Source organism: Nocardia sp. NPDC056100 (assembly GCF_042266325.1).
GTDB lineage: Bacteria > Actinomycetota > Actinomycetes > Mycobacteriales > Mycobacteriaceae > Nocardia.
Map to the genome: position 1 here is coordinate 481,254 of NZ_JBHJVY010000003.1, position 22,474 is coordinate 503,727.

The following is a 22,474-nucleotide window of genomic DNA, read 5'->3' on the forward strand; positions in this document are numbered from 1 at the left end:
ACGGGGTGGATATCCCCAGTTCCATCAACATTCCCCAGGTCGAAGGGCAGGGTGGCTAGCCGGATGTATGTGCGCACCCTGTCGCTGCGTGATTTCCGGTCCTGGGAAGCCGCCGAACTCGAATTACCGCCGGGCCGAACGGTTTTCCTGGGCTCCAACGGCAATGGCAAGACGAATCTGATCGAGGCGGTCGGGTATCTGTCCACACTCGGCTCGCATCGGGTGTCCGCCGATGCCCCGCTGATCCGCATGGGCGCGCAGAAGGCCCGCATCGGGGCGACCGTGGTGAACACCGGTCGCGAGTTGCGCGTGGATATGGAGCTCAATCAGGGCGTCGCCAATCGCGCGCAGATCAATCGCTCACCGGTGCGGCGGCCGCGCGAGATCCTGGGGATTCTCCAGACGGTGCTGTTCGCGCCGGAGGATCTGTCGCTGGTGCGCGGTGATCCGGGGGAGCGCAGGCGTTTCCTGGACGAGCTCGCCACCGCGCGGCTGCCGCGCCTGGCGGGCGTGCGCGCGGATTACGACAAGGTGCTGCGCCAGCGCTCGGCGCTGTTGAAAACCGCTGGGCGACTTGCCCGTTCCGGTGGGCGTGGCGCGGAACTGAGCACCCTGGATGTGTGGGACGGACATCTCGCGGCGCACGGTGCGGTGCTGCTGGCGCAGCGGCTGCGACTGGTGCACGAACTTTATCCACATCTCGCACAGGCCTACGGATCGATCGCGCCGGAATCGCGGCCCGCGTCCATCGCGTACCGAAGTGGTTATCTGCCACCGGAATTGCTCGATCCCGCGCGTACTCCACAGCTCGACGACGACGCCGATCTCGAGGCGATCCTGTTGCGCGAGTTGGCCGATGCCCGGCAGAAGGAACTCGAGCGCGGGGTCTGCCTGGTCGGCCCGCATCGCGACGATCTGGAATTGATGCTCGGTTCCGCGCCCGCGAAGGGTTTCGCCAGTCATGGTGAATCCTGGTCGTTCGCACTGGCTTTGCGGCTCGGCGCGTTCGAATTGCTGCGCACGGCGGGCACCGATCCGGTGCTGATCCTCGATGACGTGTTCGCCGAATTGGATCGCCGCCGCCGTACCGCGCTGGCCGCCGTCGCCGCCGAGGCGGAGCAGGTGTTCATCACCGCCGCGGTGGTCGAGGACGTTCCGCCCGAACTCGAGGCCACCCCGATGCGCGTGGAAACCACGGGCGAGGCGGACAGCCGCACCTCGCGAATCGCGGTGTAGCCCACCCGTCGGCACGGGCGCCCGGCCGAAACGCGCCGGGATGGCGAACGGGTCCAGCCGGGGTGACAGCCGGATCGCGGCGCGATGACGGCGAGGTCGCCGGTGGGTGTACGGCCGGTGACCTGCGCAGAGTTATCCCCAATTCCCCAGGTTTCTCCCCAGGTGCGGGATTGTTACCCGGCCGCCGTGCCGGTGGCGCGAGTGCGACATCACCCCTGGCCACGGCGTGCCTGTCGGCGGTATGCGGCAGAATCGCCGGGAAGCTGCAGATCTTGGAACCGAGATCTCGAACCGATCGCGACCGAAGGGACCTGTGCATGGCCGAGCAGCCGGAAGCCTTCGATCCCGCGCGATCGGCGGCGGGGGAGTCCGCCACCGGGCCCGATGGTGAGTTGCGGGGTGTGGATCTCGCCCGCCGGGCGCTGGAAGAGGCCAGGGCCGCCGCTCGTGCCGCCGGTAAATCGGTGGGTCAGGGCCGGGCGTCGCCGCCGCGCAAGGGCGGGATTCGCGCATTGCGCGGTAAGCGGCGTGGTTGGTCCGGGTCCGGGCCCGATGATCGCGATCCGCAGTTGCTCGGCGCGCTGACCGGTCAGCTGGCCAAGGGGCGCGGCTGGTCGGGCAAGGTGGCCGAGGGCATGGTGTTCGGGCAGTGGGCGAAGGTGGTGGGGGAGGACATCGCCGCGCACGCGCAGCCGGTTTCGCTGGAGAACAATGTGCTGAGCATTCAGGCGGAGTCGACCGCGTGGGCGACGCAGCTGCGCATGTTCCAGTCGCAGATCCTCGCGAAGATCGCGGCCGCGGTGGGTCACGGGGTGGTCAAACAGTTGCGCATCAATGGCCCGACGGCCCCGAGTTGGCGTAAGGGCGAGCGGCATATCAAGGGTCGCGGCCCGCGCGACACGTACGGATAGACGCGCGGAATCGCTTGCGCGGCTGACTCCTTCGCTGGTCAAACGATCGTTTCACGTGGAACGTGCGCGGAAATTGTCGGTGCCGCGCACTAGGCTGGGAGTGTCCGGATCTCGATCGCGGCGAACCCTGTCGCTAACTCTCCCGGCGGCTCGCTGTCATCGCCCGCTGAAGGTCCCGGAACCCCTCTCACCCATGACCGGACATATTGATGGTCGATTTCACGCACGTATGAGGCACTCAGGGGTGTCATAGGTGCATTCTGTGTCGGTCGTACCAGTAGGATGGGGGAGTAACTAGCGGCGATACCTCCCGGCGCGTTCGGCGACAGCTTGCGCGTGGATCCGTAACCCTCGAGCAGACCTGCTCCGGGGCTCCACGTGTGCTCACCGTCCGGCGCCCGGAGGATCAGCAAGTAAGGAGAGCTACCGACCAGTGGCTGCCATGGACTCCAACGCAGACGGCTCGACCAAGCCCAAGTCAGGCAACCCGGGCTACGGTGCCGACTCCATCACTGTTCTCGAGGGCCTCGAAGCGGTCCGCAAACGCCCCGGTATGTACATCGGCTCCACCGGCGAGCGCGGCCTGCACCACCTCATCTGGGAGGTTGTGGACAACTCCGTCGATGAGGCGATGGCCGGTTATGCCTCCCGCGTCGATGTGACCATCCTGGCCGACGGTGGCGTCGAGGTCGTCGACGACGGCCGCGGTATCCCGGTCGCCATGCACGCGCAGGGTGTGCCCACCATCGAGGTGGTCATGACCCAGCTGCACGCGGGCGGCAAGTTCGACTCCGACGCGTACGCCGTTTCCGGTGGTCTGCACGGTGTCGGCATCTCGGTGGTGAACGCGCTGTCCACCCGCCTCGAGGCGGAGGTCGACACCGACGGATTCCACTGGACCCAGGAGTACAAGGATTCCAAGCCGGGCAAGCTGTTCCAGGGCGATGCCACCAAGCGCACCGGTACCACCATCCGGTTCTGGGCCGATCCGAATATCTTCGAGACCACGGTCTACAACTTCGAGACGGTCGCGCGCCGCCTGCAGGAGATGGCGTTCCTGAACAAGGGACTCACCATCACGCTGACCGATCAGCGGGTGTCCGACAGCGATGTCACCGACGAGGTGGTCGGCGATACCGCCGAGGCGCCCAAGCATCTGGACGAGAACGCCCCGGCCGCGACGCCGAAGGTGAAGACCCGTACCTACCACTACCCGGGTGGGCTCGAGGATTTCGTCAAGCACATCAACCGGACCAAATCGCCGATCCACAATTCGGTGGTGGGCTTCACCGGTAAGGGCACCGGGCATGAGCTCGAGGTCGCCATGCAGTGGAATTCGGGTTACTCCGAATCCGTGCACACCTTCGCCAACACCATCAACACCCATGAGGGCGGCACCCACGAAGAGGGTTTCCGTGCCGCGCTCACCACGGTGGTGAACAAGTACGCGAAGGATAAGAAGCTCCTCAAGGAGAAGGACGGCAACCTCACCGGTGACGACATCCGTGAGGGCCTGGCCGCGATCGTCTCGGTGAAGATCTCGGACCCGCAGTTCGAGGGCCAGACCAAGACCAAGCTCGGCAATACCGAGGTCAAGTCGTTCGTGCAGCGCACCTGCAATGAGCATCTGGCGCACTGGTTCGAGGCGAATCCGGCCGATGCGAAGACCATTGTCACCAAGGCGGTGTCGTCGGCGCAGGCGCGGGTGGCCGCGCGTAAGGCGCGAGAGTTGGTGCGCCGCAAGTCCGCCACCGATCTCGGCGGTCTGCCGGGCAAGCTGGCCGACTGCCGCTCCAAGGATCCGGTGAAGTCCGAGATCTACATCGTGGAGGGCGACTCCGCCGGTGGTTCGGCCAAGTCCGGCCGCGATTCGATGTACCAGGCGATCCTGCCGCTGCGCGGCAAGATCATCAATGTCGAGAAGTCGCGTATCGACAAGGTGCTCAAGAACAACGAGGTCCAGGCGATCATCACCGCCTTCGGCACCGGTATCCACGACGAGTTCGATATCGCCAAGCTGCGCTATCACAAGATCGTGCTGATGGCCGACGCCGACGTGGACGGTCAGCACATCTCGACGCTGCTGCTCACGCTGCTGTTCCGTTTCATGCGGCCGCTGGTCGAGCAGGGGCACGTGTACCTCGCGCAGCCGCCGCTGTACAAGCTCAAGTGGCAGCGCACCGAGCCGGAGTTCGCCTACTCCGACCGTGAGCGCGACGGTCTGCTGGAGGCCGGTCTGGCCTCGGGCAAGAAGATCAACAAGGACGACGGCATCCAGCGCTACAAGGGTCTCGGCGAGATGAACCCGAAGGAGCTGTGGGAAACCACCATGGATCCGAGCGTGCGCGTCCTGCGTCTGGTGACGCTGGACGACGCGGCGGCCGCGGACGAGCTGTTCTCGATCCTCATGGGTGAGGACGTGGAGGCTCGGCGCAGCTTCATCACTCGCAATGCCAAGGACGTTCGGTTCCTCGACGTCTAGCGAAGTAGGACCCGGGAGTTCATTCCCCCGGGTCCCCCTTGCGTCCGGAACCCCTCGAAAAGACTTCCTACGGAGACCAATTCATGACTGAGACTTCGCTTCCGCCTTCGGGCGGCGACCGCATCGAACCGGTCGACATCCAGCAGGAGATGCAGAACTCCTACATCGACTACGCCATGAGCGTCATCGTCGGGCGCGCGCTGCCCGAGGTGCGCGACGGTATGAAGCCGGTGCACCGCCGGATTCTGTACGCGATGTACGACAACGGCTACCGCCCGGATCGCAGCTATGTGAAGTCCGCGCGCCCGGTCGCCGACACCATGGGTAACTACCACCCGCACGGTGACACGGCGATCTACGACACCCTCGTGCGCATGGCCCAGCCGTGGTCGCTGCGCTATCCGCTGGTCGACGGCCAGGGCAACTTCGGTTCGCGCGGTAACGACGGCGCGGCCGCCATGCGCTACACCGAGTGCCGCCTGACCCCGCTGGCCATGGAGATGCTGCGCGAAATCGACCATGAGACGGTCGATTTCACCCCGAACTACGACGGTAAGACGCAGGAGCCGATGGTGCTCCCGGCGCGGGTGCCGGCGCTGTTGATGAACGGCTCCAACGGCATCGCCGTCGGTATGGCCACCAATATCCCGCCGCACAATCTGACCGAGCTGGCGCAGGCCATCTTCTGGGCGCTGGACAATCACCTGGCGGATGAGGAGACCACCCTCGAGGCGTGCATCGAGCGGGTCAAGGGTCCGGATTTCCCGACCTCGGGCCTGATCGTGGGCACCCAGGGCATCAATGACGCGTACCGCACCGGTCGCGGTTCGATCCGCATGCGCGGTGTGGTCGAGATCGAGGAGGACGCCCGCGGGCGCACCACGATCGTCATCACCGAACTGCCGTACCAGGTCAATACCGACAATTTCATCAACGCGATCGCCGAGCAGGTCAAGGACGGCAAGATCGCGGGTGTCTCGGATATCCACGACGAGTCCTCGGACCGCGTCGGCATGCGCATCGTGGTCACCGTCAAGCGTGACGCGATCGCGAAGGTGGTGCTGAACAACCTCTACAAGCACACCCAGCTGCAGACCTCGTTCGGCGCGAACATGCTGTCGATCGTGGACGGGGTGCCGCGCACGCTGCGCCTGGATCAGATGATCCGGCTGTACGTGAACCACCAGTTGGACGTCATCGTCCGGCGCACCAAGTACCTGTTGCGCAAGGCCGAGGAGCGGGCCCACATCCTGCGCGGCCTGGTCAAGGCGCTCGATCAGCTCGACGCCGTGATCGCGTTGATCCGCCGGTCGGCCGATACCGATACCGCGCGCACCGGCCTGATGCAGTTGCTGGAGATCGACGAGATCCAGGCGACCGCCATCCTCGATATGCAGCTGCGCCGCCTGTCGGCCCTGGAGCGCCAGAAGCTGATCGACGAATTGGCGAAGATCGAGCTCGAGATCGCCGATCTGAAGGACATTCTGGAGAAGCCGGAGCGGCAGCGCGCCATCGTGCGCGATGAGCTGGCCGAGATCGTCGACAAGTACGGCGACGATCGTCGCACCCGGATCATCGCCGCGGACGGCGATGTCACCGATGAGGATCTGATCGCCCGCGAGGACGTGGTGGTCACCATCACCGAGACCGGGTACGCCAAGCGCACCAAGACCGATCTCTACCGTTCGCAGAAGCGCGGCGGCAAGGGCGTGCAGGGCGCGGGTCTCAAGCAGGACGATCTGGTCCGGCACTTCTTCATCACCTCCACGCACGACTGGCTGCTGTTCTTCACCAACAAGGGCCGCGTCTACCGCACCAAGGCGTACGAGCTGCCCGAGGCGAGCCGGACCGCGCGCGGTCAGCATGTGGCGAACCTGCTGGCGTTCCAGCCGGACGAGAAGATCGCCCAGGTCATTCAGCTGACCACCTATGAGGACGCCCCGTACCTGGTGCTGGCGACCCGCAACGGCCTGGTCAAGAAGTCCCGTCTGACCGATTTCGACTCCAACCGCACCGGCGGCATCGTGGCGGTCAATCTGCGCGATGGGGACGAATTGGTCGGTGCGGCACTGTGTTCGGGTGAGGACGATCTGCTGCTCGTCTCCGCGCACGGCCAGTCCATCCGGTTCTCCGCCAATGACGAGGTGCTGCGCCCGATGGGCCGCGCCACCTCCGGTGTGCAGGGCATGCGCTTCAACCAGTCCGATGAACTGTTGTCGCTCAACGTGGTTCGCGACGACGATCAGACGTACCTGCTCGTCGCGACCGCGGGCGGGTATTCCAAGCGGACGGCGCTCGGTGAGTACACCGCGCAGGGTCGCGGTGGAAAGGGCGTATTGACCATTCAATACGACGAAAAACGTGGCAGTCTGGTCGGAGCGCTCATCGTCAATGACGATGATGAGCTGTACGCCATCACATCGGGCGGCGGCGTTATCCGGACTGCGGCCAATCAGGTTCGCAAGGCCGGACGCCAGACCAAGGGTGTGCGATTGATGAACCTCGGTGAGGGCGATACCTTGCTTGCGATCGCGCGTAACGCGGACGAGCCCGACCAGGTTGCCGAAGATGACACCAGCGGTTCGGCGTAGCAGTAGTTTCACCCCAGCAGCGGCGGCACAACGGATCGAAGGATTCACCATTGACCAATCAGCCGAATGACCAGCGCGGTCATGCCAATGGCGTGACCGAGAGAATCGCCCCGTCTCCGATTCCGCCGCGGCCGATTCCACGGCCGGGTTCGGGGAACGAGGGAGGTACGCCGCAGGTGTCCAATGAAATCCCCGACAACTCAGGTGATTTCGCCTCGGATGTCACGGGCCGAATCAGCGATCCGACGGAGGTGACCGCCCCCGAAGCCGTGGACGGTCAGTCCGCCGGTAACCCCTACCAGGACGGCGGGTGGTCGCAGCTGCCGCAGCGGGAACCGCAGTCCAACCTGTACCGCCCGGGCCAGGCCCCCACCACCGGTCGTCCCGGCGGTGTGGGCCTGAACGCGGGTGTCTCCAACGCGCGCACCACCGCCGACCTGGCGGCCAAGGCGGCGCGCAAGGAGGCCGCCATGGTGAAGTCCGTCGGTATCGACGGGCCCACCCGCAGCATCGCCCGTCCGGAACTGGTGAAGGATCTGCCGGATCTGTCGGAGATGCGGCATCCGCTGCCGCCGCCGGAGCCGATTCCGCCGTCCGGTCCGGTATCGCCGTCCGCCCCCGCGGCGGTGGCCGCCGCCGCTGCCACCGGTGAGCCGCTGCGCGCGACCGTGCAGGTGCGCCATATCGATCCGTGGTCGACGTTGAAGGTGTCGCTGGTCATCAGCGTCGCATTGTTCTTCGTGTGGATGCTGGCGGTCGGCCTGCTGTACCTGGTGCTCGAGGGCATGGGTGTGTGGGAGCGGCTGAATTCCACGTTCACCGATATGGTTTCGGACTCCTCGGCGTCCGGGCTGATCGACGCGGGCACGGTGTTCGGCTACGCGGGTGTCATCGGCATGATCAATGTGGTGTTGCTGACAGCGCTTTCGACGGTCGGCGTGTTCGTCTACAACCAGTGCACCGATCTGGTCGGCGGCATCCAGGTGACCCTGGCGGACCCCGACTAGAAGCAGTCTCGCAACGGCCGGTCGCACCCGTCAGAACAGGGCTGTGACCGGCCGTTTTGCTTATCCGCACAACCTTCGGGTAATCTTCAGCCTCGGTTCGAGTGACACACTCGGAACCGGATGAGGGCCTATAGCTCAGGCGGTTAGAGCGCTTCGCTGATAACGAAGAGGTCGGAGGTTCAAGTCCTCCTAGGCCCACTCTCGAACATCACAGTAGGGTGGGATTCATGAAATTTCTCCTCACGATCGGCGTCATCGCCGCGGTGATCTTCGGAATCAGCAAATTGCGCCAGCGCAATGACGCGGATCTCTGGCACGAGGTCACCACGCGCTGATCCCGGCTCGGGGCCTTAGCTCAATTGGCAGAGCACTGCCTTTGCAAGGCAGGGGTTAGGGGTTCGATTCCCCTAGGCTCCACTTCTTCTCGTTCCGTGTTGTGACACACAACATCGGCGCGAAGCCCATTGCGTTCGCCCCGTAAGGTGGCGGCATGGCGTCCCCGAATCTGTCCAAGCTGGTCCAATCGGTGGTGGAGCCGTACCTGCTGAACGGGCCGCGCAAATACAACCGCCGTGAGGTCGCCGAGCGCACCGGGGTGCCCTCGTCGCTGACCCGCCGGTTGTGGGTGTCGCTCGGATTTCCCGCCGATCCCAATGACGACGCCATCGAATACACCGATGCCGATATCGAGGCGGCGCAGGCGTTCAGTCGCCTGAATGTGCTGGCGTCAGCGGACATTCACCGTCAGACCACCGCGGCGCGCACGCTGGGCCGGTCCATGGCGCGGCTGGCCGAATGGCAGGTGGATCTGGTCACCGAGGAGATTCTGGCGCGCATCGCGGCGCGGGCCGCCGCGGAGCCCGAGGCCGATCGCACCGAGCTGGCGCGCGAGGTGACCGCGGAGGTGGTCGAGGAGTTCGAAGCGTTGCAGCGCTACGCATTCCGGCGTCATCTGGACGCGGCGCTGGCGCGCTCACTGGACAATGGCGCGGTCGCGGGGGACACGCTGCGGGTGCTGGCGGTCGGCTTCGCCGATATGGTCGGCTACACCCGCCTGACGCGGCATCTGGAGCCCGATGAGCTCTCCGCGCTACTGGAGGCGTTCGAAACCGCCACCAGCAATGCCATCACCGCGCACGGCGGCTGGGTGATCAAGAACGTCGGTGACGAAGTCATGTTCGCCGCCAATACCGCCGAACAGGGCGCGCGCATCGCCCTGGCCATCCAGGAGGCCGCCACGGCCTCGCACGGCGTCACACAGGAGCTGCGGGTGGGTCTGGCCTACGGCGAGGTCCTGCAGCGCTTCGGCGACCTCTACGGCTCCGTGGTGAATGTGGCCGCGCGCCTGACGGGTGTGGCGCGTCCCGGCACCGTGCTCATCGATGAGGGCGCGTCCTATGCGATCGGTGGCGATCCGCAATTCGATCTGCGCAATCTGCGCACCGTACGCGTGCGCGGCATCAACCGCCTGCACGGGCACGTCCTGCGCCGCAATGAAATTCGCCCACTGGTGTGACCGGGATTCGACCGCCGGTGTAATCGCTGATCAAACCTGGTCCGGACATGGGGGCGGGCCTCGGCGAAGGGGGGGAGTTAGCCGAGGCCCGCGTAGGTCGGCCCGGGGGGGAGGGGCCGACGCGATCGATCCTACGCGACACCGGCGGATTGCGTGGAAATCGGGGGCGCGTTCCGGAGATTTTTTTCGAGGAAAAAGTGTCATACCCCTGTGCGAACATACGTTCGTGCCCGGGAAAGCGGTGTCGGCCTGTCGGATTCGAGTAGCGCGCTACTCGCGATCCGGGCTCGCTCGTGGGGCGATCATCGAGGTGGCCGCATCCCGCACCGGCAACCCCGAGCACCGCCGGACCCCCAGCGGGATGCGGCCCTCGTCTTGTTCACTCGCCGTGGTTCGCGAGGAAAAAGTCATGGCATCCCGTCTGCGTCCCAGGCATACTCAGTCCCAAATGTCCGGTCTTGTTCAGCAGCATATTTGCAGTTCAGAGCCCCTGCGGCTGCCACATCGCGAGACATCAGGAGAATCATGCCCGACGCAATAGTCGCCGAGGGTCTGGTCAAGAAGTACGGCAAACTGGTCGCTCTTGACGGACTCGATTTATCGGTGCCCGAGGGCACCGTAACCGCCCTGCTCGGCCCGAACGGCGCGGGCAAGACCACCACCGTCCGTGTTTTCACCACGCTGCTCATCCCCGATTCCGGCCGCGCCACCGTCGCCGGGGTGGATGTGCTCAAGGATCCGCAGCTGTTGCGCTCCCGCATCGGCGCCTCCGGGCAGTACGCCGCGGTTGACGAATATCTCACCGGTTTCGAGAATCTCGAGATGGTGGGGCGGCTGTATCACATGGGGACGCAACGCAGTAAGGATCGCGCCCGCGAACTACTGGAGCGTTTCCGGCTCGCCGACGCGGCCGATCGTCCGGTCAAGGGGTACTCCGGCGGTATGCGCCGCCGGCTCGACCTGGCGGGCGCGCTGGTCGCCAATCCGCCCGTGCTGTTCCTGGACGAACCGACCACCGGCCTGGATCCTCGTGCGCGCCAGGATCTCTGGGATGTCATCGAGGAGTTGGTGGCGGGCGGCACGACGCTGCTGTTGACCACCCAGTACATGGAGGAGGCCGATCGGCTGGCCGATTCCATCGCCGTCATCGATCACGGCAAGGTGATCGCCGAGGGCACCGCCGATCAGCTCAAGGCCATGGTGGGCGGCGATCGCATCGAACTGGTCGTGGACCATGTGGACAGTCTGCCGATCGCGCAGCGCGCGCTGGAAGGCTTGGCGCAGGGCGAGATTCGGCTCGAACCGAGTCTGCGCCGCATCATCGTGCCGGTGAACGACGGTTCGCAGGCGTTGGTCGATGCCATCGGCCAACTCGCCAAACATGAAGTGACCATTCATGATGTCGGCCTGCGGCGGCCTTCGCTCGATGACGTATTCCTGTCGCTCACCGGTCATGAAGCAGACGAATTGGTCAATGGCGGCAAGACCGCCGCGGATTCCGCAGGAGGCAATCGATGACCGCCGTCGTGCTCACCGCCGGAAAGCCTTCGCTCGCAGAACGTTTGAGCATGGTCTTCACCGACAGCGTGACGATCACCAAACGCAATGTCATCAAGATTCGGCGCGTGCCCGATGTGCTGATCTTCTCGACGCTGTCGCCGATCATGTTCGTGCTCTTGTTCGCCTACGTCTTCGGATCGGCGATTCAGTTGCAGGGCACCTCATATCGCGAATTCCTCATCGCGGGCATCTTCGCGCAGACCGTGGTGTTCGGTGCCACGTTCACCGGTCTGAGCCTGGCCGAGGATATGCAGAAGGGCATTATCGACCGCTTCCGGTCGCTACCCATGGCGCCGTCGGCGGTGCTCATCGGGCGCACGCTCGCCGATGTGTGCATCAATGTGGTGAGCCTGGTGGTCATGTCGCTGACCGGTCTGGCCGTGGGCTGGCGGATTCGCGGATCGTTCCTGGACGCGGTGTTCGCCTATGTGCTGCTGTTGCTGTTCGCCTACGCCATCTCGTGGATCATGGCGGTGGTCGGCCTGCTGGTGCGCGCGCCGGAGGTCTACAACAACGCCAGCTTCATGGTGATCTTCCCGCTCACCTTCATCGCCAACACCTTCGTGCCGACCGCGACGCTGCCCACCGTGCTACGGGTGATCGCGGAATGGAATCCGGTGTCGGCGGTGACGCAGGCCAGCCGCAATTTGTTCGGCAATACCAGCCCGATGGGGCCGAGCGCCGATGTCTGGCCGATGCGGCATCCGGAGATCACCACGCTCATGTGGGTGGTGGTGATCCTGGTGATCTTCGTGCCGCTGGCACTGAAGCAGTACAAGCGGTCGGTGAGCCGCTAGCCCGAAAAGTGTGAATTACCCACTCAGCGCGCGGATTCCGCGATCTGAGTGGGGGAGGAGCCGTTGCGCGAATAACCCAGGCGCGGCGGCTCCGCCGCGGGGGCCGGCGGCTGCGGACGGCGACTCGCGAAGATCGCGGCGACACCACCCGCGATCGCGAAGACAGCCGCAACGATGATCCGATTCCGAAAACGCCCCAGGCCCATCCGACCACTCTGGCACAGCGAAAGACTTCGCGCACCCAAGGGTGCACAGGAGGGGTTCCCGGGGGCTGGTGCCCCCGGGAACCCGGGGTGGGCGAAGGGGCGAATCGGGTTACTCGACCGTCACGCTCTTGGCGAGGTTGCGGGGCTTGTCCACATCCCGGTTCAGGGCGATGGCCATGTGATAGGCCAGCAGTTGCAGCGGGATGGTCAGGATGATCGGGTCGAGTTCGGTCGCCACCGCGGGGACGCGGATCACGGCGTCGGCCAGGCCGTCCGGCAGATCGGTGTTGGTGATGGCGATGACCGGGCCGCCGCGCGCCTTGATCTGCTCGATGGTGGTGATGTTCTTGGCGAGCAGTTCGTCACCCGGAATCAGCACCACGCTGGGCATTTCCGGATCGATCAGCGCGAGCGGGCCGTGCTTGAGTTCGGAGCCCTGATACGCCTCGGCGTGAATATAGGAGATCTCCTTGAGCTTCTGCGCGCCCTCGCGGGCCACCGGCCAGCCGCGCACCCGCCCGACGAAGAACATGCTGCGCGCCTTGGCGAAACGGGCGGCGACCTCCGCGATCTCCCGATCCTGTTCCAGCACCGCCTCGATGGCGTCGGGTAGCGCGCGCAGGCCGGTGACAATGCGCTCACCCCCTGCGGCGGACAGATCGCGGACCCGGCCCAGCAGCAACGCCAGCATGGCGAAGGACACGGTCATATTGGTGAGAGCCTTGGTGGAGGCCACCGAGACCTCGGGCCCGGCGTGCAGGAACATGCCCGCACCGCATTCGCGCGCGATGGCGCTGCCGACCGCGTTGACCGCGCCGATGACGCGTCCGCCCTTGCGCTGCAATTCCTGAACGGCCGCAAGGGTATCCAGGGTTTCCCCGGACTGGCTGATGGCGATGTACAGCGCGTCCGGATCCACCACGGGATTGCGGTAGCGGAATTCCGAGGCGGGTTCGGCGGTGGCGGGAATGCGCGCCAGTTCCTCGATGAGCTGTGCGCCGAGCTGTCCGGCGTAATAGGCGGAGCCGCAACCCAGGAAGACGACCTTGCGAATCCCGCGCAGTTCGCGCGCGTCCATGTTGAGGCCGCCGAGAATGGCGGTGGCGAAACGCTCGTCGAGCCGCCCGCGCAGCGCGCGGCGCACCGCGTCCGGCTGTTCCGCCATTTCCTTGCGCATGAAGTCCGGGTAGCCGCCGAGCGCGTAGTCCTCGGCCGCCATATCGATGGTGGTGGGCGTCTTGTCGGTGCGGCTGGCGTCCAATCCGAGTGTGCTGGTGCGGAATTCGTCCGCGCGCACGGTGGCCAGCTCGCCGTCGTCGAGGAAGACCACGCGCTGGGTGTGGTGCACCAGCGCGGCCACATCGGAGGCGACGAACATCTCGCCGTCGCCGACGCCGAGCACGATGGGGCTGCCGTTGCGGGCGACCACCAGTTCGTCGGGGCGGCGCGAATCCAGTACCAGCAGACCGAAAGTGCCCTCGACGTGAGCCAGTGCGCTGCGCACGGCGTCCTCGAGGGTGTCGGTGCTGTCCAGGGTGGCGGCGATCAGGTGTGCGATGGCCTCGGTGTCGGTGTCGGAGAGGAATTCGACGCCGTCGGCGATGAGGGCGGCGCGCAGTTTCTCGGCGTTCTCGACGATGCCGTTGTGCACCACGGCGATTCGGCCGGAGCCGTCGGTGTGCGGGTGCGCGTTGGCGTCACTGGGTTCGCCGTGCGTGGCCCAGCGGGTGTGCGCGATGCCGACGGTGCCGCGCAGGCGGGTGCCTTCGGCGTCCACCCGGTTGCGCAGATCCTGTACGCGCCCCTGGGTTTTGGTGATCCGCAGCCGTCCGCGATGCGGGACGGCCAATCCGGCGGAGTCGTAGCCCCGGTACTCCAGCCGGTGCAGGCCCTCCAGCAGGACCGGGACCGATTCGCGGTGTCCGATGTATCCGACGATTCCACACATTGCGCGAGGCTCTCCTCGATCAGGTATATGACGTGGTCAATGGGATGCTGCGGCGGTAGCCGCCGGCTAGCCGTAGACGATGCGGCGCAGTTGCCGTTCGGTGAATTCGGGGGCGGCGACCGGGCGCTGCGTGAGCTCGGTCGCGATGCGCTGCCAGATCTCGGCATTGCGCACCTGGCGGCGCTGTAGTTCGGCGTGCCTGCGGCGCACGAATTCCTCCGCGGTCTCGCCGAAGTATCCGGTGACGTCGGCGACCACCCGGGCCGCGACGGCCTCGGGCAGCCCGGTGGATGCCGCCACATGGCGGACCAGATCGGCCGGAACCCCGTCAGTCACGGTCCGAGCTTGCCTGATGGATCTTGTTTCGCCAACATATGTGCCCGAATTCGGGCAGGGAATCACAGGAAGCGGTCGCCGGCCGCCGCTGGGTGTGCCGCGCCGGAGCCCCTCTCGCCCCGGGCTCTAGGCTGGTCGCGTGACCTCACCGAATCAGACTGCTGTTGCGACGCTGCACACCAATCAGGGCGACATCAAGGTCGCGCTTTTCGGTAACCACGCTCCCGCGACCGTGCGGAACTTCCTGGGCCTGGCCGACGGCACCGCCCCGTACAAGACCAAGAACGCCTCCGGCGGCACCGAGGGCCCGTTCTACGACGGCTCGGTCTTCCACCGGATCATCGACGGTTTCATGATCCAGGGCGGCGATCCGACCGGCACCGGCCGCGGCGGCCCGGGCTACGAGTTCAAGGACGAGTTCCATCCGGAACTGCGCTTCGATCGCGGTTACCTGCTGGCCATGGCGAATGCCGGTCCGGCCACCAATGGTTCGCAGTTCTTCATCACCGTCGGCCCGCAGCCGCACCTGAACCGCAAGCACACCATCTTCGGCGAGGTGGTGGATCCGGAGTCGCGCAAGATCGTCGACCTGATCGCCAACGCCGCCACCGATCGCAATGACCGTCCCAAGGACGAGATCGTGATCGAGAAGATCAGCATCGCCTGAATCCGGTCCGAGCCGAAGAGAATTCGACATGCAACCGCAGCAGCCCGCCCCGACCTGTTACCGGCATCCCGATCGGCCCACCGGCGGTCTGGGATGCAGCCGCTGCGGGCGTCCCGCCTGCCCGGAATGCCTGACCCCGGCCGCGGTCGGACAGCACTGCGTCGAATGTGTGCAGCAGGGTCGCGCCGATGTGCGGCCGGTGCGCAATCAGGCGGGCGCGGTGCAGGGTAAACGCCCGGAACCGTATGTCACCTGGGCGCTCATCGCCGCGAACGTGATCGTCTTCGCGGTCACCGCGATTCAGGCGCACAGCGTGGTGGACAACAAGTTCTCCGCGCTGTTCCGGGACTGGATGCTGGTGCCCGCGCTGGTCGGGCACGGCGAATGGGTGCGGGTGATCGGCTCCGGCTTCCTGCACATCGGCCCGATTCACCTGTTGACCAATATGTTCGCGCTGTACGTGCTCGGCCCCTACTGCGAGGTCGCGCTGGGCCGGGCACGGTTCATCAGCGTGTATCTGGTGTCGCTGCTGGGCGGTTCGGCCGCGGTGACACTGCTGTCCGATCCATTGCAGGCGTCGGCGGGCGCATCGGGCGCGATCTTCGGCATCTTCGGCGCGGTGGCGGTGGTGATGCTGCGGACGCGGCAGAACCTGACCCAGATCCTGGTGCTGCTGGTGATCAACCTGATCATCACGTTCGCGGTGCCGGGGATCTCGATCTGGGCGCATCTGGGCGGGCTGCTGGCCGGTACCGCGGCGACGGGCGGAATCCTGTATCTGCCGCGCTGGCTGAAGGCGAGCACACCGGCGACGGCCATGCGGATCGGCTGGATCGCGGTGGCGGTGGTGGGTGTGATCGCGGTCCTGGTGACGGTGCTGGGCGCGCCGACGCTGTACTAGCGCCGGGTCCTGTACCGACGCGGGGTCACAGCGCTCACTGATTCACCAGGTACGGGCGCAGCGAGTCGAGCACGCTCTCGGGGCGCGCGCCCAGATCCCAGCGGCCGAAGATGATGAGCCGCTCTTCGCCGTCGTGCCGCACATCCATTTCCAGCATGGGCATGCGCCGGCCGAGACGGCGGTACTGCACGACGCGGGCGCGCAGCACCTGATCGGGTGTGTAGAACCGTGGCCCGGTGAGGCCGCGCACCACGATCTTGGGGACGGGCCCGGTTTCGACGGCCAGACGCGGTCGCTGCCGCAGTCCCATAGCGGCCAGGAACAGCAGGCCGAGGGCGGCCAGGCCGATCAGCAACCGGCCCGCGTTATCGCTGGTGACGACGGCCGCCACGGCCATGACGAGGCCGCCGAGACCGCAGACGACCAGCGCCGCCGGGGGTGTGGACCAGGAGAGTTGGGGATCGGTGGTCACTTTCCCCACTCTGTCCTCGAGTTGTCCACAAGGTCATCCACAGGTGTGTATGAATAACAATCGTGTAAGGAGCTCATCGCCAGCGCATGGTCATGATCAGGCCGACGACCATGAGGCCGAACCCGATCAGGAAGTTCCATGCGCCCAGATCGCTCATCCAGCCGATGTGGTCCGCCGCCAGGTAGTACACCAGCAGCCACACCAGGCCCGCGAGCATGAAGCCCAGCATGATGGACACGTACCAGACCGGCGACGGGCCGGCCGACTTCACCTTCACAGGCGTGCGGCTGGCCGGGTTGATCGTGTAGTCGGTCTTCTTCCGGACCTTCGACTTGGGCATGACGTCCTCAGTTTCGGCGTGCAGGTCTTGGTAGACATTATCCCAGGTCACTCGAGCGCTCCCGGCGCGAGCCGCCCTTGGGGAATAAACGATGGTATTGCGTGCGACGCGAGCGAGCCGGGTGACTACTCTCGAATCATGCGTGTACTGGTCGTCGACAATTACGACAGCTTCGTTTTCAACCTGGTCCAGTATCTCGGACAGTTGGGCGTGGACGCGGTCGTCTGGCGTAATGACGATCCCCAACTCGCCGATGTGGACGCCGTCGTACAGGACTTCGACGGAGTTCTGATCAGTCCCGGCCCGGGCACGCCGGAACGCGCGGGCGTCAGCATCGATCTGGTCAAGGCCGCCGCCCGGCATGAGCGCCCGCTGCTCGGGGTGTGCCTGGGCCATCAGGCCATCGGTGTCGCGTTCGGCGCGACCGTGACCCGCGCCCCCGAACTGCTGCACGGCAAGACCAGCGAGGTCTTCCACGTCGGCGCGGGCGTGCTGGCCGGACTGCCCGATCCGTTCACCGCCACCCGCTATCACTCGCTGACCGTGCTGGAAGAGACCATGCCGCCCGAGCTGGAAGTGCTGGGCCGCACCGAATCCGGGATCGTCATGGCCATGCGGCATCGCACCCTGCCGATCCAGGGCGTGCAGTTCCATCCCGAATCCGTGCTCACCCAGGGCGGGCATCGCATGCTCGCGAACTGGCTGGGTCAGGTCGGGGAGCGTCCGGCGGAGGGTCTGGTGCGCACGCTCGAGGCGGAGGTCGCGGCGCTGGTATGAGTGCCGGTCGAGATCGGCCTCATGTGCTGCTGTCGGTCGCGGTCAGCATCGACGGTTATATCGACGATGCGGGACCGGATCGGCTGTTGCTCTCCAACGCAGCCGATTTCGATCGGGTGGACGCGCTGCGCGCGGACTCGGACGCGATTCTGATCGGCGCGGGCACCCTGCGCAGCGATGATCCGCGCCTGCTGGTCAACAGCGAGGATCGCCGGATTTCGCGGGTCGCGGCCGGGAAACCGGAGTATCCGCTCCGGGTGATCGTCACGGCGACAGGAGATCTCGATCCCGCGCGCCGACTGTGGCACTGCGGCGGCGAAAGAATCGTCTACACAACCGATTCCGGGGCCGCACGCATCGGGCACGGCCTCGACGGGCTGGCCAAGGTCGTATCCCTGGGCGCGACAGTGGATTTCGCCGCACTGCTGGACGACCTCGGTAGCCAGGATGTCGGCCGCCTGATGGTGGAGGGCGGCGGTGCCATCCACACCGCGTTCCTGGCCGCCGATCTGGTGGACGAGATCAGCATGGCCGTCGCACCGATCGTGGTCGGTGATCCGGACGCACCCCGTTTTCTCGGGCCCGCCGATTTCCCGGGCGGTCCCGGGCACCGCATGCGACTGGCCGAGGTCGGCCGCATCGGTGATATCGCGGTACTGCGCTATCTGCCGAAGGAGGATTCCGATGTCGGATGAGGCTCGCTCGGATCGCGGCTGGATGCGGCACGCCATCGGCCTGGCGCGACTGTGCCCGCCGAGTGCGACCGCGTTCTCGGTGGGCGCGGTCATCGTCGGCGCGGACGGGGTGGAGGTCATCCACGGCTGGTCCCGCGAAACCGATGACAAGGTGCACGCGGAGGAATCCGCGCTGAACAAATTGGAACCCGATGACGATCGGCTGTCGTCGTCGACCATCTACAGCACGCTCGAGCCCTGTTCGCTGCGCAGCAGCAAGGATCGCGCGCCCTGTACGGATCGCATTCTGGCCGCGGGCATTCGGCGCGTGGTCATCGCCTGGCGCGAGCCCGGCACGTTTGTGGACAACTGCCAGGGTGTGGAGAAACTGCGGGAGCACGGTGTCGAGGTGGTCGAACTGGCCGATCTCGCCGAGGAAGCCATGTCGATGAACCGGCATCTGCGCCTGTAGACAGCTTTTCAACAAGAAAATCGGGTTGTGGATAACTTCTCCACAACCCGATTTCCGTCAGTCCCGGATGTCTGTCACGGCGGGCCGAGCGAGATGACGCCGGTCGTGATGGTCACCGTCTGATTCTTGGCGATCGAGGATCCCGCGGTCGGCTGCTGGGCGATGACCCGGCCGACGCTGCTGGCGTCCAGGGTGCTCTGCGTGTTCTGGGTGATCTGCCCGTTCCAGCCGCGCTGCCGCAGGATATCCACAGCCTGTGCGGGGGTGAGCCCGATCAGGCTCGGCATCTGCACGTTATCGCCGGTGGAGACCTGCACGGTGACGGTGGAGCCCTTGTCCGCCATGGTGCCCGCGGCCGGGTTGGTGCCGATCACGGTGCCCTTGGGCAGATTGTTGGGGACTTCCTGCACGCTGACCTTGAAGCCCGCGCTGTCGGTCAGATTCGGTTGCGCCACATCGATCTGCTGCCCGACCACATCGGGAACGCGGACCTTCTCCGGCCCGGAACCGAGGGTGATGGTGACCTGACCGCCGGAGTCGACCTTCTGCGCCTCGCCCGGACTCTGGCTGGTGACCTTGTCCTTCTCGTCGACGCTGGACGCTTCCCGCTTCACATCCGAATTCAGCCGCAGCCCCACCGAATTCAGCTGTTGTTCGGCCTGCTGCTGGGTGAGTCCGGCCAGGCGCGGCACCGCGACCTGCGAGGGTCCGGTGGAGACCTGCAGGGTGACGGTGCTGCCCTTGTCGATGCGCGAGCCGCCGAGCGGCTGGGTGGCGATCACATTGCCGGGCGCGATCTTGCTGTCCGCCTTGTCCTGCACGGCGACGCTGAAGCCGAGCTTCTCCAGATCGCGTTGCGCGAGCTGGGAATTGTGATTCGACAGTTCCGGCACCGCCACCTGATCGGGCTTGCTGCCGGGTCCGAGGAGCAGCCAGATGGCGACACCGGCGACCGCGAGGATGCCGACCGCGAGCGCCGCGATCAATCCGATGCGGCGGCCGCCGCCGTCGGCGGGTGCGACGAGTTCCTGTTCGGTGGTGTCATCGCGGCGCTCGACGGTGCGGTAGGAGCGCGGCGGCGGCAGATCGTCGTCGAGGAAGCTGTTGCGGTCCTCGTCGTTCATCACCATGGGCGCGGTGGGCTTCTGCCCGCCCAGCACCCGGATCAGGTCGGCGCGCATCTCGGCGGCGGTCTGATACCGGTTGGCCGGGTTCTTGCTCATGGCCTTGAGCACGACGGAATCGAGTTCGCGGGGCACGCCCGGATGCACATGCGAGGGCAGCCGGGGGTCCTCGCGCACATGCTGGTAGGCGACCGCGACCGGTGAGTCACCGGTGAAAGGCGGTTCGCCGGTGAGGATTTCGAAGAGTACGCAGCCGACCGAGTACACGTCCGAGCGCGCGTCGACCTGTTCGCCGCGGGCCTGTTCGGGGGACAGGTACTGGGCGGTGCCGATGACCGCGGCGGTCTGCGTCATGGGGTTGGAGCTGTCGGCCAGCGCTCGCGCGATGCCGAAGTCCATCACCTTCACCGCGCCCGCGCGATTGATCATGATGTTGGCGGGCTTCATATCCCGGTGCACGATGCCGTTGCGGTGCGAGAAGTCCAGTGCCGCACACACATCCGCGATGATCTCCATCGCGCGCCGGGGCGCCATCGGCCCCTTGCCGCGCACGATATCGCGCAGCGTATCGCCGTCGACGTACTCCATCACGATGTAGGGCAGCGGCCCGCCGTCGATCTCGGCCTCGCCGGTGTCGTACACCGCGACGATGGCGGGATGATTCAGCGCCGCCGCGTTCTGCGCCTCACGCTTGAAGCGCAGATAGAACGTGGGGTCGCGGGCCAGATCCGCGCGCAGCACCTTGATCGCCACATCGCGCCCGAGCCGCAGATCCCGCGCCTTGTGCACCTCCGACATGCCGCCGAAGCCGATGATCTCACCCAGCTCATAGCGGGAGGAGAGATTCTTCGGGGTCGTCATGACTGTCCTTGGGGGAGGGCGGGAGCACTGGGTTCCGTCGTTCCGTAGTAGCCCCGGGCGCCACCGGGAACCGCTGGCCATGATGGTAGGTCCCACGGCGGACGCGCACCGCGACTGGTGGTCGTCGGCGCGGTCGTGGTCTTGGGGACCGTGGTGGTCTGCGGTGTCGTCGTCACCGGCGGCGTCGTGGTCGGCGGCGGCGTGGTGGTGGGCGGCACCGTGGTGACCGGCGGTTCGGTGGTCGGATCGTAGGTGGGCGGCGGCGGAACCGGCTTCTCCCGGGTGGTGGTGGGTGGCACCGTCGTGGTGGTGGTCGCCACGGGGGGCGGCGCGACGACGGCGCTGGTGCGGGTGGTCGGGGTCGAATCCGACGGGGAGCCGTTGAGCAGCACCACCGCGGCGGCCGCGCCCAGGATGAGCGCGCCGACACCGAGTCCGGCCATGGCCTTCTGCGAGTTGGTGAAACGCCCGCCGTCACCGTCGCCGTCCGGCGCGCCGACGTGCATCGGTCTCGGCGGACCCGGCGGTGGCGTCTGCGGACCCGACATCATGACCGTGGAACCGGTCATCGGCGGCTGCTGCGGCTGCCGCATCGACTGCGGCGGGGTGGCGTAGCGGGTGGTGGCCTGATCGGCGCGGCCGCCCGGAATCATCATGGTGGGGCCGGGCGGCAGGATTCTGGTCGCACCGGTGGGGATGGCGGGATTGCCGCCGCCGGGGGTGTGCGCTCTGCGACCGGATCGCACCGCGGCCACCGCATCGGCGAATTCGCCTCCGGTGGCGAATCTTTGGGTCGGATCCTTCGCCATGGTGATCTCGATGAGCTCGCGCACGTTCGGCGGCAGATCCGCGGGCAGCGGCGGCGGCGCTTCGCGCACATGCTTCATGGCGACGGTCAGCGCGCCGTCACCGGTGAACGGGCGTTCCCCGGCGAGCGCCTCGTAGCCGACCACGCCGAGCGCGTACACGTCCGAGGCGGAGGTGGCGTCCTCGCCGGTGGCCTGTTCGGGGGCGATGTACTGGGCGGTGCCCATCACCATGCCGGTCTTGGTGACCGGGGAGGCGTCCACGGCCTTCGCGATGCCGAAGTCGGTGATCTTCACCTGACCGGTCGGCGTCACGAGGATATTGCCAGGCTTCACATCCCGATGCACCACGCCCGCCGCGTGCGCGACCTGAAGCGCGCGACCGGTCTGCTCGAGCATGTCCAGACCCTGATGCACGGACAGTCGCCCGAGCCGGCTGAGCACCGCGTTCAGCGGTTCGCCCTGTACGAGTTCCATGACCAGATAGGCGGTTTCGCCGCCGGAGGGGTCCATGGTCTCGCCGTAGTCGTAGATTCCCGCGATACCCGGATGATTGAGCTGCGCGGTGGTGCGGGCCTCGGTGCGGAAGCGGTGCCGGAAGGTGGGATCGGCGGAGAACTCCGCCTTGAGCACCTTCACCGCGACCCGGCGATCCAGCCGGGTGTCGAGAGCTTCCCAGACCTGGCCCATGCCACCGGTGGCGATCAGCCGATGCAGCCGGTAGCGGTCCGCGATCATCGCACCGTTGTTCAGCATTTCCGACCCTGTCTACCTTGCCCTGTCATGTCCG

General features: G+C 66.3%; 21 protein-coding genes and 2 tRNA genes. 16 read left to right on the forward strand and 7 right to left on the reverse strand.

What is annotated here, in order from left to right; genetic code table 11:
• The first annotated feature begins 63 nt into the window (after positions 1-63).
• From recF to ACFC0O_RS24420, 11 genes are all read left to right on the forward strand, one after another.
• Positions 64-1,236 (forward strand): DNA replication/repair protein RecF, encoded by a 1,173-nt coding sequence (gene recF, locus ACFC0O_RS24370; RefSeq protein WP_375961523.1) that lies wholly within the window; start codon positions 64-66, stop codon positions 1,234-1,236.
• A gap of 317 nt (positions 1,237-1,553) precedes the next feature.
• A complete protein-coding gene (locus ACFC0O_RS24375) occupies positions 1,554-2,147 on the forward strand; it encodes a DUF721 family protein (RefSeq protein ID WP_375961526.1) in 594 nt (197 codons plus the stop codon).
• Positions 2,148-2,589: 442 nt separating this feature from the next.
• Complete coding sequence (gene gyrB / locus ACFC0O_RS24380; RefSeq protein WP_364636833.1) at positions 2,590-4,629, forward strand: DNA topoisomerase (ATP-hydrolyzing) subunit B; 2,040 nt, start codon at positions 2,590-2,592, stop codon at positions 4,627-4,629.
• Positions 4,630-4,712: 83 nt separating this feature from the next.
• Positions 4,713-7,220 carry a DNA gyrase subunit A gene (gene gyrA, locus ACFC0O_RS24385; RefSeq protein WP_364636835.1) on the forward strand — a complete coding sequence of 836 codons (2,508 nt, stop codon included), beginning with the start codon at positions 4,713-4,715 and terminating at the stop codon, positions 7,218-7,220.
• Between the two features lie 176 nt (positions 7,221-7,396).
• Complete coding sequence (locus ACFC0O_RS24390) at positions 7,397-8,227, forward strand: DUF3566 domain-containing protein (RefSeq protein WP_364636837.1); 831 nt, start codon at positions 7,397-7,399, stop codon at positions 8,225-8,227.
• A 124-nt stretch (positions 8,228-8,351) separates the two neighbouring features.
• A tRNA-Ile gene (locus ACFC0O_RS24395) sits at positions 8,352-8,425 on the forward strand.
• Between the two features lie 29 nt (positions 8,426-8,454).
• Positions 8,455-8,562, forward strand: coding sequence for a DLW-39 family protein (locus ACFC0O_RS24400; RefSeq protein ID WP_364636839.1), 108 nt, complete (start codon positions 8,455-8,457; stop codon positions 8,560-8,562).
• A gap of 9 nt (positions 8,563-8,571) precedes the next feature.
• Positions 8,572-8,644 (forward strand) — tRNA-Ala (locus ACFC0O_RS24405).
• A gap of 73 nt (positions 8,645-8,717) precedes the next feature.
• Entirely contained in the window at positions 8,718-9,743 is a 1,026-nt protein-coding gene (locus tag ACFC0O_RS24410; RefSeq protein ID WP_375961529.1) for an adenylate/guanylate cyclase domain-containing protein, read from the forward strand.
• Between the two features lie 525 nt (positions 9,744-10,268).
• Entirely contained in the window at positions 10,269-11,261 is a 993-nt protein-coding gene (locus ACFC0O_RS24415; protein ID WP_364636843.1) for an ATP-binding cassette domain-containing protein, read from the forward strand.
• 50 nt (positions 11,262-11,311) lie between these two features.
• Entirely contained in the window at positions 11,312-12,100 is a 789-nt protein-coding gene (locus ACFC0O_RS24420) for an ABC transporter permease (RefSeq protein WP_364637944.1), read from the forward strand.
• 23 nt (positions 12,101-12,123) lie between these two features.
• On the opposite strand, the gene ACFC0O_RS24425 is transcribed toward ACFC0O_RS24420, so the two are convergent.
• The 3 genes from ACFC0O_RS24425 to ACFC0O_RS24435 form a co-directional block, all read right to left on the reverse strand.
• Complete coding sequence (locus ACFC0O_RS24425) at positions 12,124-12,306, reverse strand: hypothetical protein (RefSeq protein WP_375961532.1); 183 nt, start codon at positions 12,304-12,306, stop codon at positions 12,124-12,126.
• 109 nt (positions 12,307-12,415) lie between these two features.
• Positions 12,416-14,254 carry a glutamine--fructose-6-phosphate transaminase (isomerizing) gene (gene glmS, locus ACFC0O_RS24430; protein ID WP_375961534.1) on the reverse strand — a complete coding sequence of 613 codons (1,839 nt, stop codon included), beginning with the start codon at positions 14,252-14,254 and terminating at the stop codon, positions 12,416-12,418.
• Positions 14,255-14,320: 66 nt separating this feature from the next.
• Positions 14,321-14,590, reverse strand: coding sequence for a hypothetical protein (locus ACFC0O_RS24435; RefSeq protein WP_364636847.1), 270 nt, complete (start codon positions 14,588-14,590; stop codon positions 14,321-14,323).
• A gap of 139 nt (positions 14,591-14,729) precedes the next feature.
• Here ACFC0O_RS24435 and ACFC0O_RS24440 point away from each other — a divergent pair, with 139 nt between their 5' ends.
• Complete coding sequence (locus ACFC0O_RS24440) at positions 14,730-15,257, forward strand: peptidylprolyl isomerase (RefSeq protein ID WP_364636849.1); 528 nt, start codon at positions 14,730-14,732, stop codon at positions 15,255-15,257.
• Between the two features lie 28 nt (positions 15,258-15,285).
• Complete coding sequence (locus tag ACFC0O_RS24445) at positions 15,286-16,158, forward strand: rhomboid family intramembrane serine protease (protein WP_375961538.1); 873 nt, start codon at positions 15,286-15,288, stop codon at positions 16,156-16,158.
• Between the two features lie 34 nt (positions 16,159-16,192).
• Here ACFC0O_RS24445 and ACFC0O_RS24450 read toward each other — a convergent pair whose 3' ends face one another.
• Both ACFC0O_RS24450 and crgA read right to left on the reverse strand, forming a co-directional pair.
• Positions 16,193-16,630, reverse strand: coding sequence for a PH domain-containing protein (locus tag ACFC0O_RS24450; RefSeq protein ID WP_375961539.1), 438 nt, complete (start codon positions 16,628-16,630; stop codon positions 16,193-16,195).
• 73 nt (positions 16,631-16,703) lie between these two features.
• Positions 16,704-16,970 carry a cell division protein CrgA gene (gene crgA, locus ACFC0O_RS24455; protein WP_364637946.1) on the reverse strand — a complete coding sequence of 89 codons (267 nt, stop codon included), beginning with the start codon at positions 16,968-16,970 and terminating at the stop codon, positions 16,704-16,706.
• 138 nt (positions 16,971-17,108) lie between these two features.
• On the opposite strand from crgA, the gene ACFC0O_RS24460 reads away from it, so the two are divergent.
• Genes ACFC0O_RS24460 through ACFC0O_RS24470 form a run of 3 tightly spaced genes read left to right on the forward strand, consistent with a single transcriptional unit; the run spans position 17,109 to position 18,893 of the window.
• The gene (locus ACFC0O_RS24460; RefSeq protein ID WP_364636855.1) at positions 17,109-17,747 is read left to right on the forward strand and encodes an aminodeoxychorismate/anthranilate synthase component II; all 639 of its coding nucleotides are present in this window, start codon (positions 17,109-17,111) and stop codon (positions 17,745-17,747) included.
• Positions 17,744-18,442, forward strand: a complete 699-nt coding sequence (locus tag ACFC0O_RS24465; RefSeq protein ID WP_375961542.1) for a RibD family protein — start codon at positions 17,744-17,746, stop codon at positions 18,440-18,442. Before ACFC0O_RS24460 ends, ACFC0O_RS24465 begins: the two co-directional genes overlap by 4 nt.
• A complete protein-coding gene (locus ACFC0O_RS24470; RefSeq protein WP_375961544.1) occupies positions 18,432-18,893 on the forward strand; it encodes a dCMP deaminase in 462 nt (153 codons plus the stop codon). The genes ACFC0O_RS24465 and ACFC0O_RS24470 overlap by 11 nt, the downstream gene beginning before the upstream one ends.
• A 74-nt stretch (positions 18,894-18,967) precedes the next feature.
• On the opposite strand, the gene pknB is transcribed toward ACFC0O_RS24470, so the two are convergent.
• Together pknB and ACFC0O_RS24480 are read right to left on the reverse strand one after the other, a co-directional pair.
• On the reverse strand, positions 18,968-20,878 hold the full coding sequence (gene pknB / locus ACFC0O_RS24475) for a Stk1 family PASTA domain-containing Ser/Thr kinase (protein WP_375961546.1): 1,911 nt from the start codon (positions 20,876-20,878) through the stop codon (positions 18,968-18,970).
• A complete protein-coding gene (locus ACFC0O_RS24480; protein WP_375961549.1) occupies positions 20,875-22,440 on the reverse strand; it encodes a protein kinase in 1,566 nt (521 codons plus the stop codon). The genes pknB and ACFC0O_RS24480 overlap by 4 nt, the downstream gene beginning before the upstream one ends.
• Positions 22,441-22,474 lie beyond the last annotated feature (34 nt).

Coding starts and splice junctions, on each gene's coding strand:
- ACFC0O_RS24470 (WP_375961544.1), top strand. CDS start 18,432: ATGTCGGATGAGGCTCGCTCGGATCGCGGCTGGATGCGGCACGCCATC.
- ACFC0O_RS24400 (WP_364636839.1), top strand. CDS start 8,455: ATGAAATTTCTCCTCACGATCGGCGTCATCGCCGCGGTGATCTTCGGA.
- recF (WP_375961523.1), top strand. CDS start 64: ATGTATGTGCGCACCCTGTCGCTGCGTGATTTCCGGTCCTGGGAAGCC.
- ACFC0O_RS24445 (WP_375961538.1), top strand. CDS start 15,286: ATGCAACCGCAGCAGCCCGCCCCGACCTGTTACCGGCATCCCGATCGG.
- ACFC0O_RS24460 (WP_364636855.1), top strand. CDS start 17,109: ATGCGTGTACTGGTCGTCGACAATTACGACAGCTTCGTTTTCAACCTG.
- ACFC0O_RS24425 (WP_375961532.1), bottom strand. CDS start 12,306: ATGGGCCTGGGGCGTTTTCGGAATCGGATCATCGTTGCGGCTGTCTTC.
- ACFC0O_RS24415 (WP_364636843.1), top strand. CDS start 10,269: ATGCCCGACGCAATAGTCGCCGAGGGTCTGGTCAAGAAGTACGGCAAA.
- gyrA (WP_364636835.1), top strand. CDS start 4,713: ATGACTGAGACTTCGCTTCCGCCTTCGGGCGGCGACCGCATCGAACCG.
- crgA (WP_364637946.1), bottom strand. CDS start 16,970: ATGCCCAAGTCGAAGGTCCGGAAGAAGACCGACTACACGATCAACCCG.
- gyrB (WP_364636833.1), top strand. CDS start 2,590: ATGGACTCCAACGCAGACGGCTCGACCAAGCCCAAGTCAGGCAACCCG.
- glmS (WP_375961534.1), bottom strand. CDS start 14,254: ATGTGTGGAATCGTCGGATACATCGGACACCGCGAATCGGTCCCGGTC.
- ACFC0O_RS24465 (WP_375961542.1), top strand. CDS start 17,744: ATGAGTGCCGGTCGAGATCGGCCTCATGTGCTGCTGTCGGTCGCGGTC.
- ACFC0O_RS24420 (WP_364637944.1), top strand. CDS start 11,312: ATGGTCTTCACCGACAGCGTGACGATCACCAAACGCAATGTCATCAAG.
- ACFC0O_RS24410 (WP_375961529.1), top strand. CDS start 8,718: ATGGCGTCCCCGAATCTGTCCAAGCTGGTCCAATCGGTGGTGGAGCCG.
- ACFC0O_RS24375 (WP_375961526.1), top strand. CDS start 1,554: ATGGCCGAGCAGCCGGAAGCCTTCGATCCCGCGCGATCGGCGGCGGGG.
- pknB (WP_375961546.1), bottom strand. CDS start 20,878: ATGACGACCCCGAAGAATCTCTCCTCCCGCTATGAGCTGGGTGAGATC.
- ACFC0O_RS24480 (WP_375961549.1), bottom strand. CDS start 22,440: ATGCTGAACAACGGTGCGATGATCGCGGACCGCTACCGGCTGCATCGG.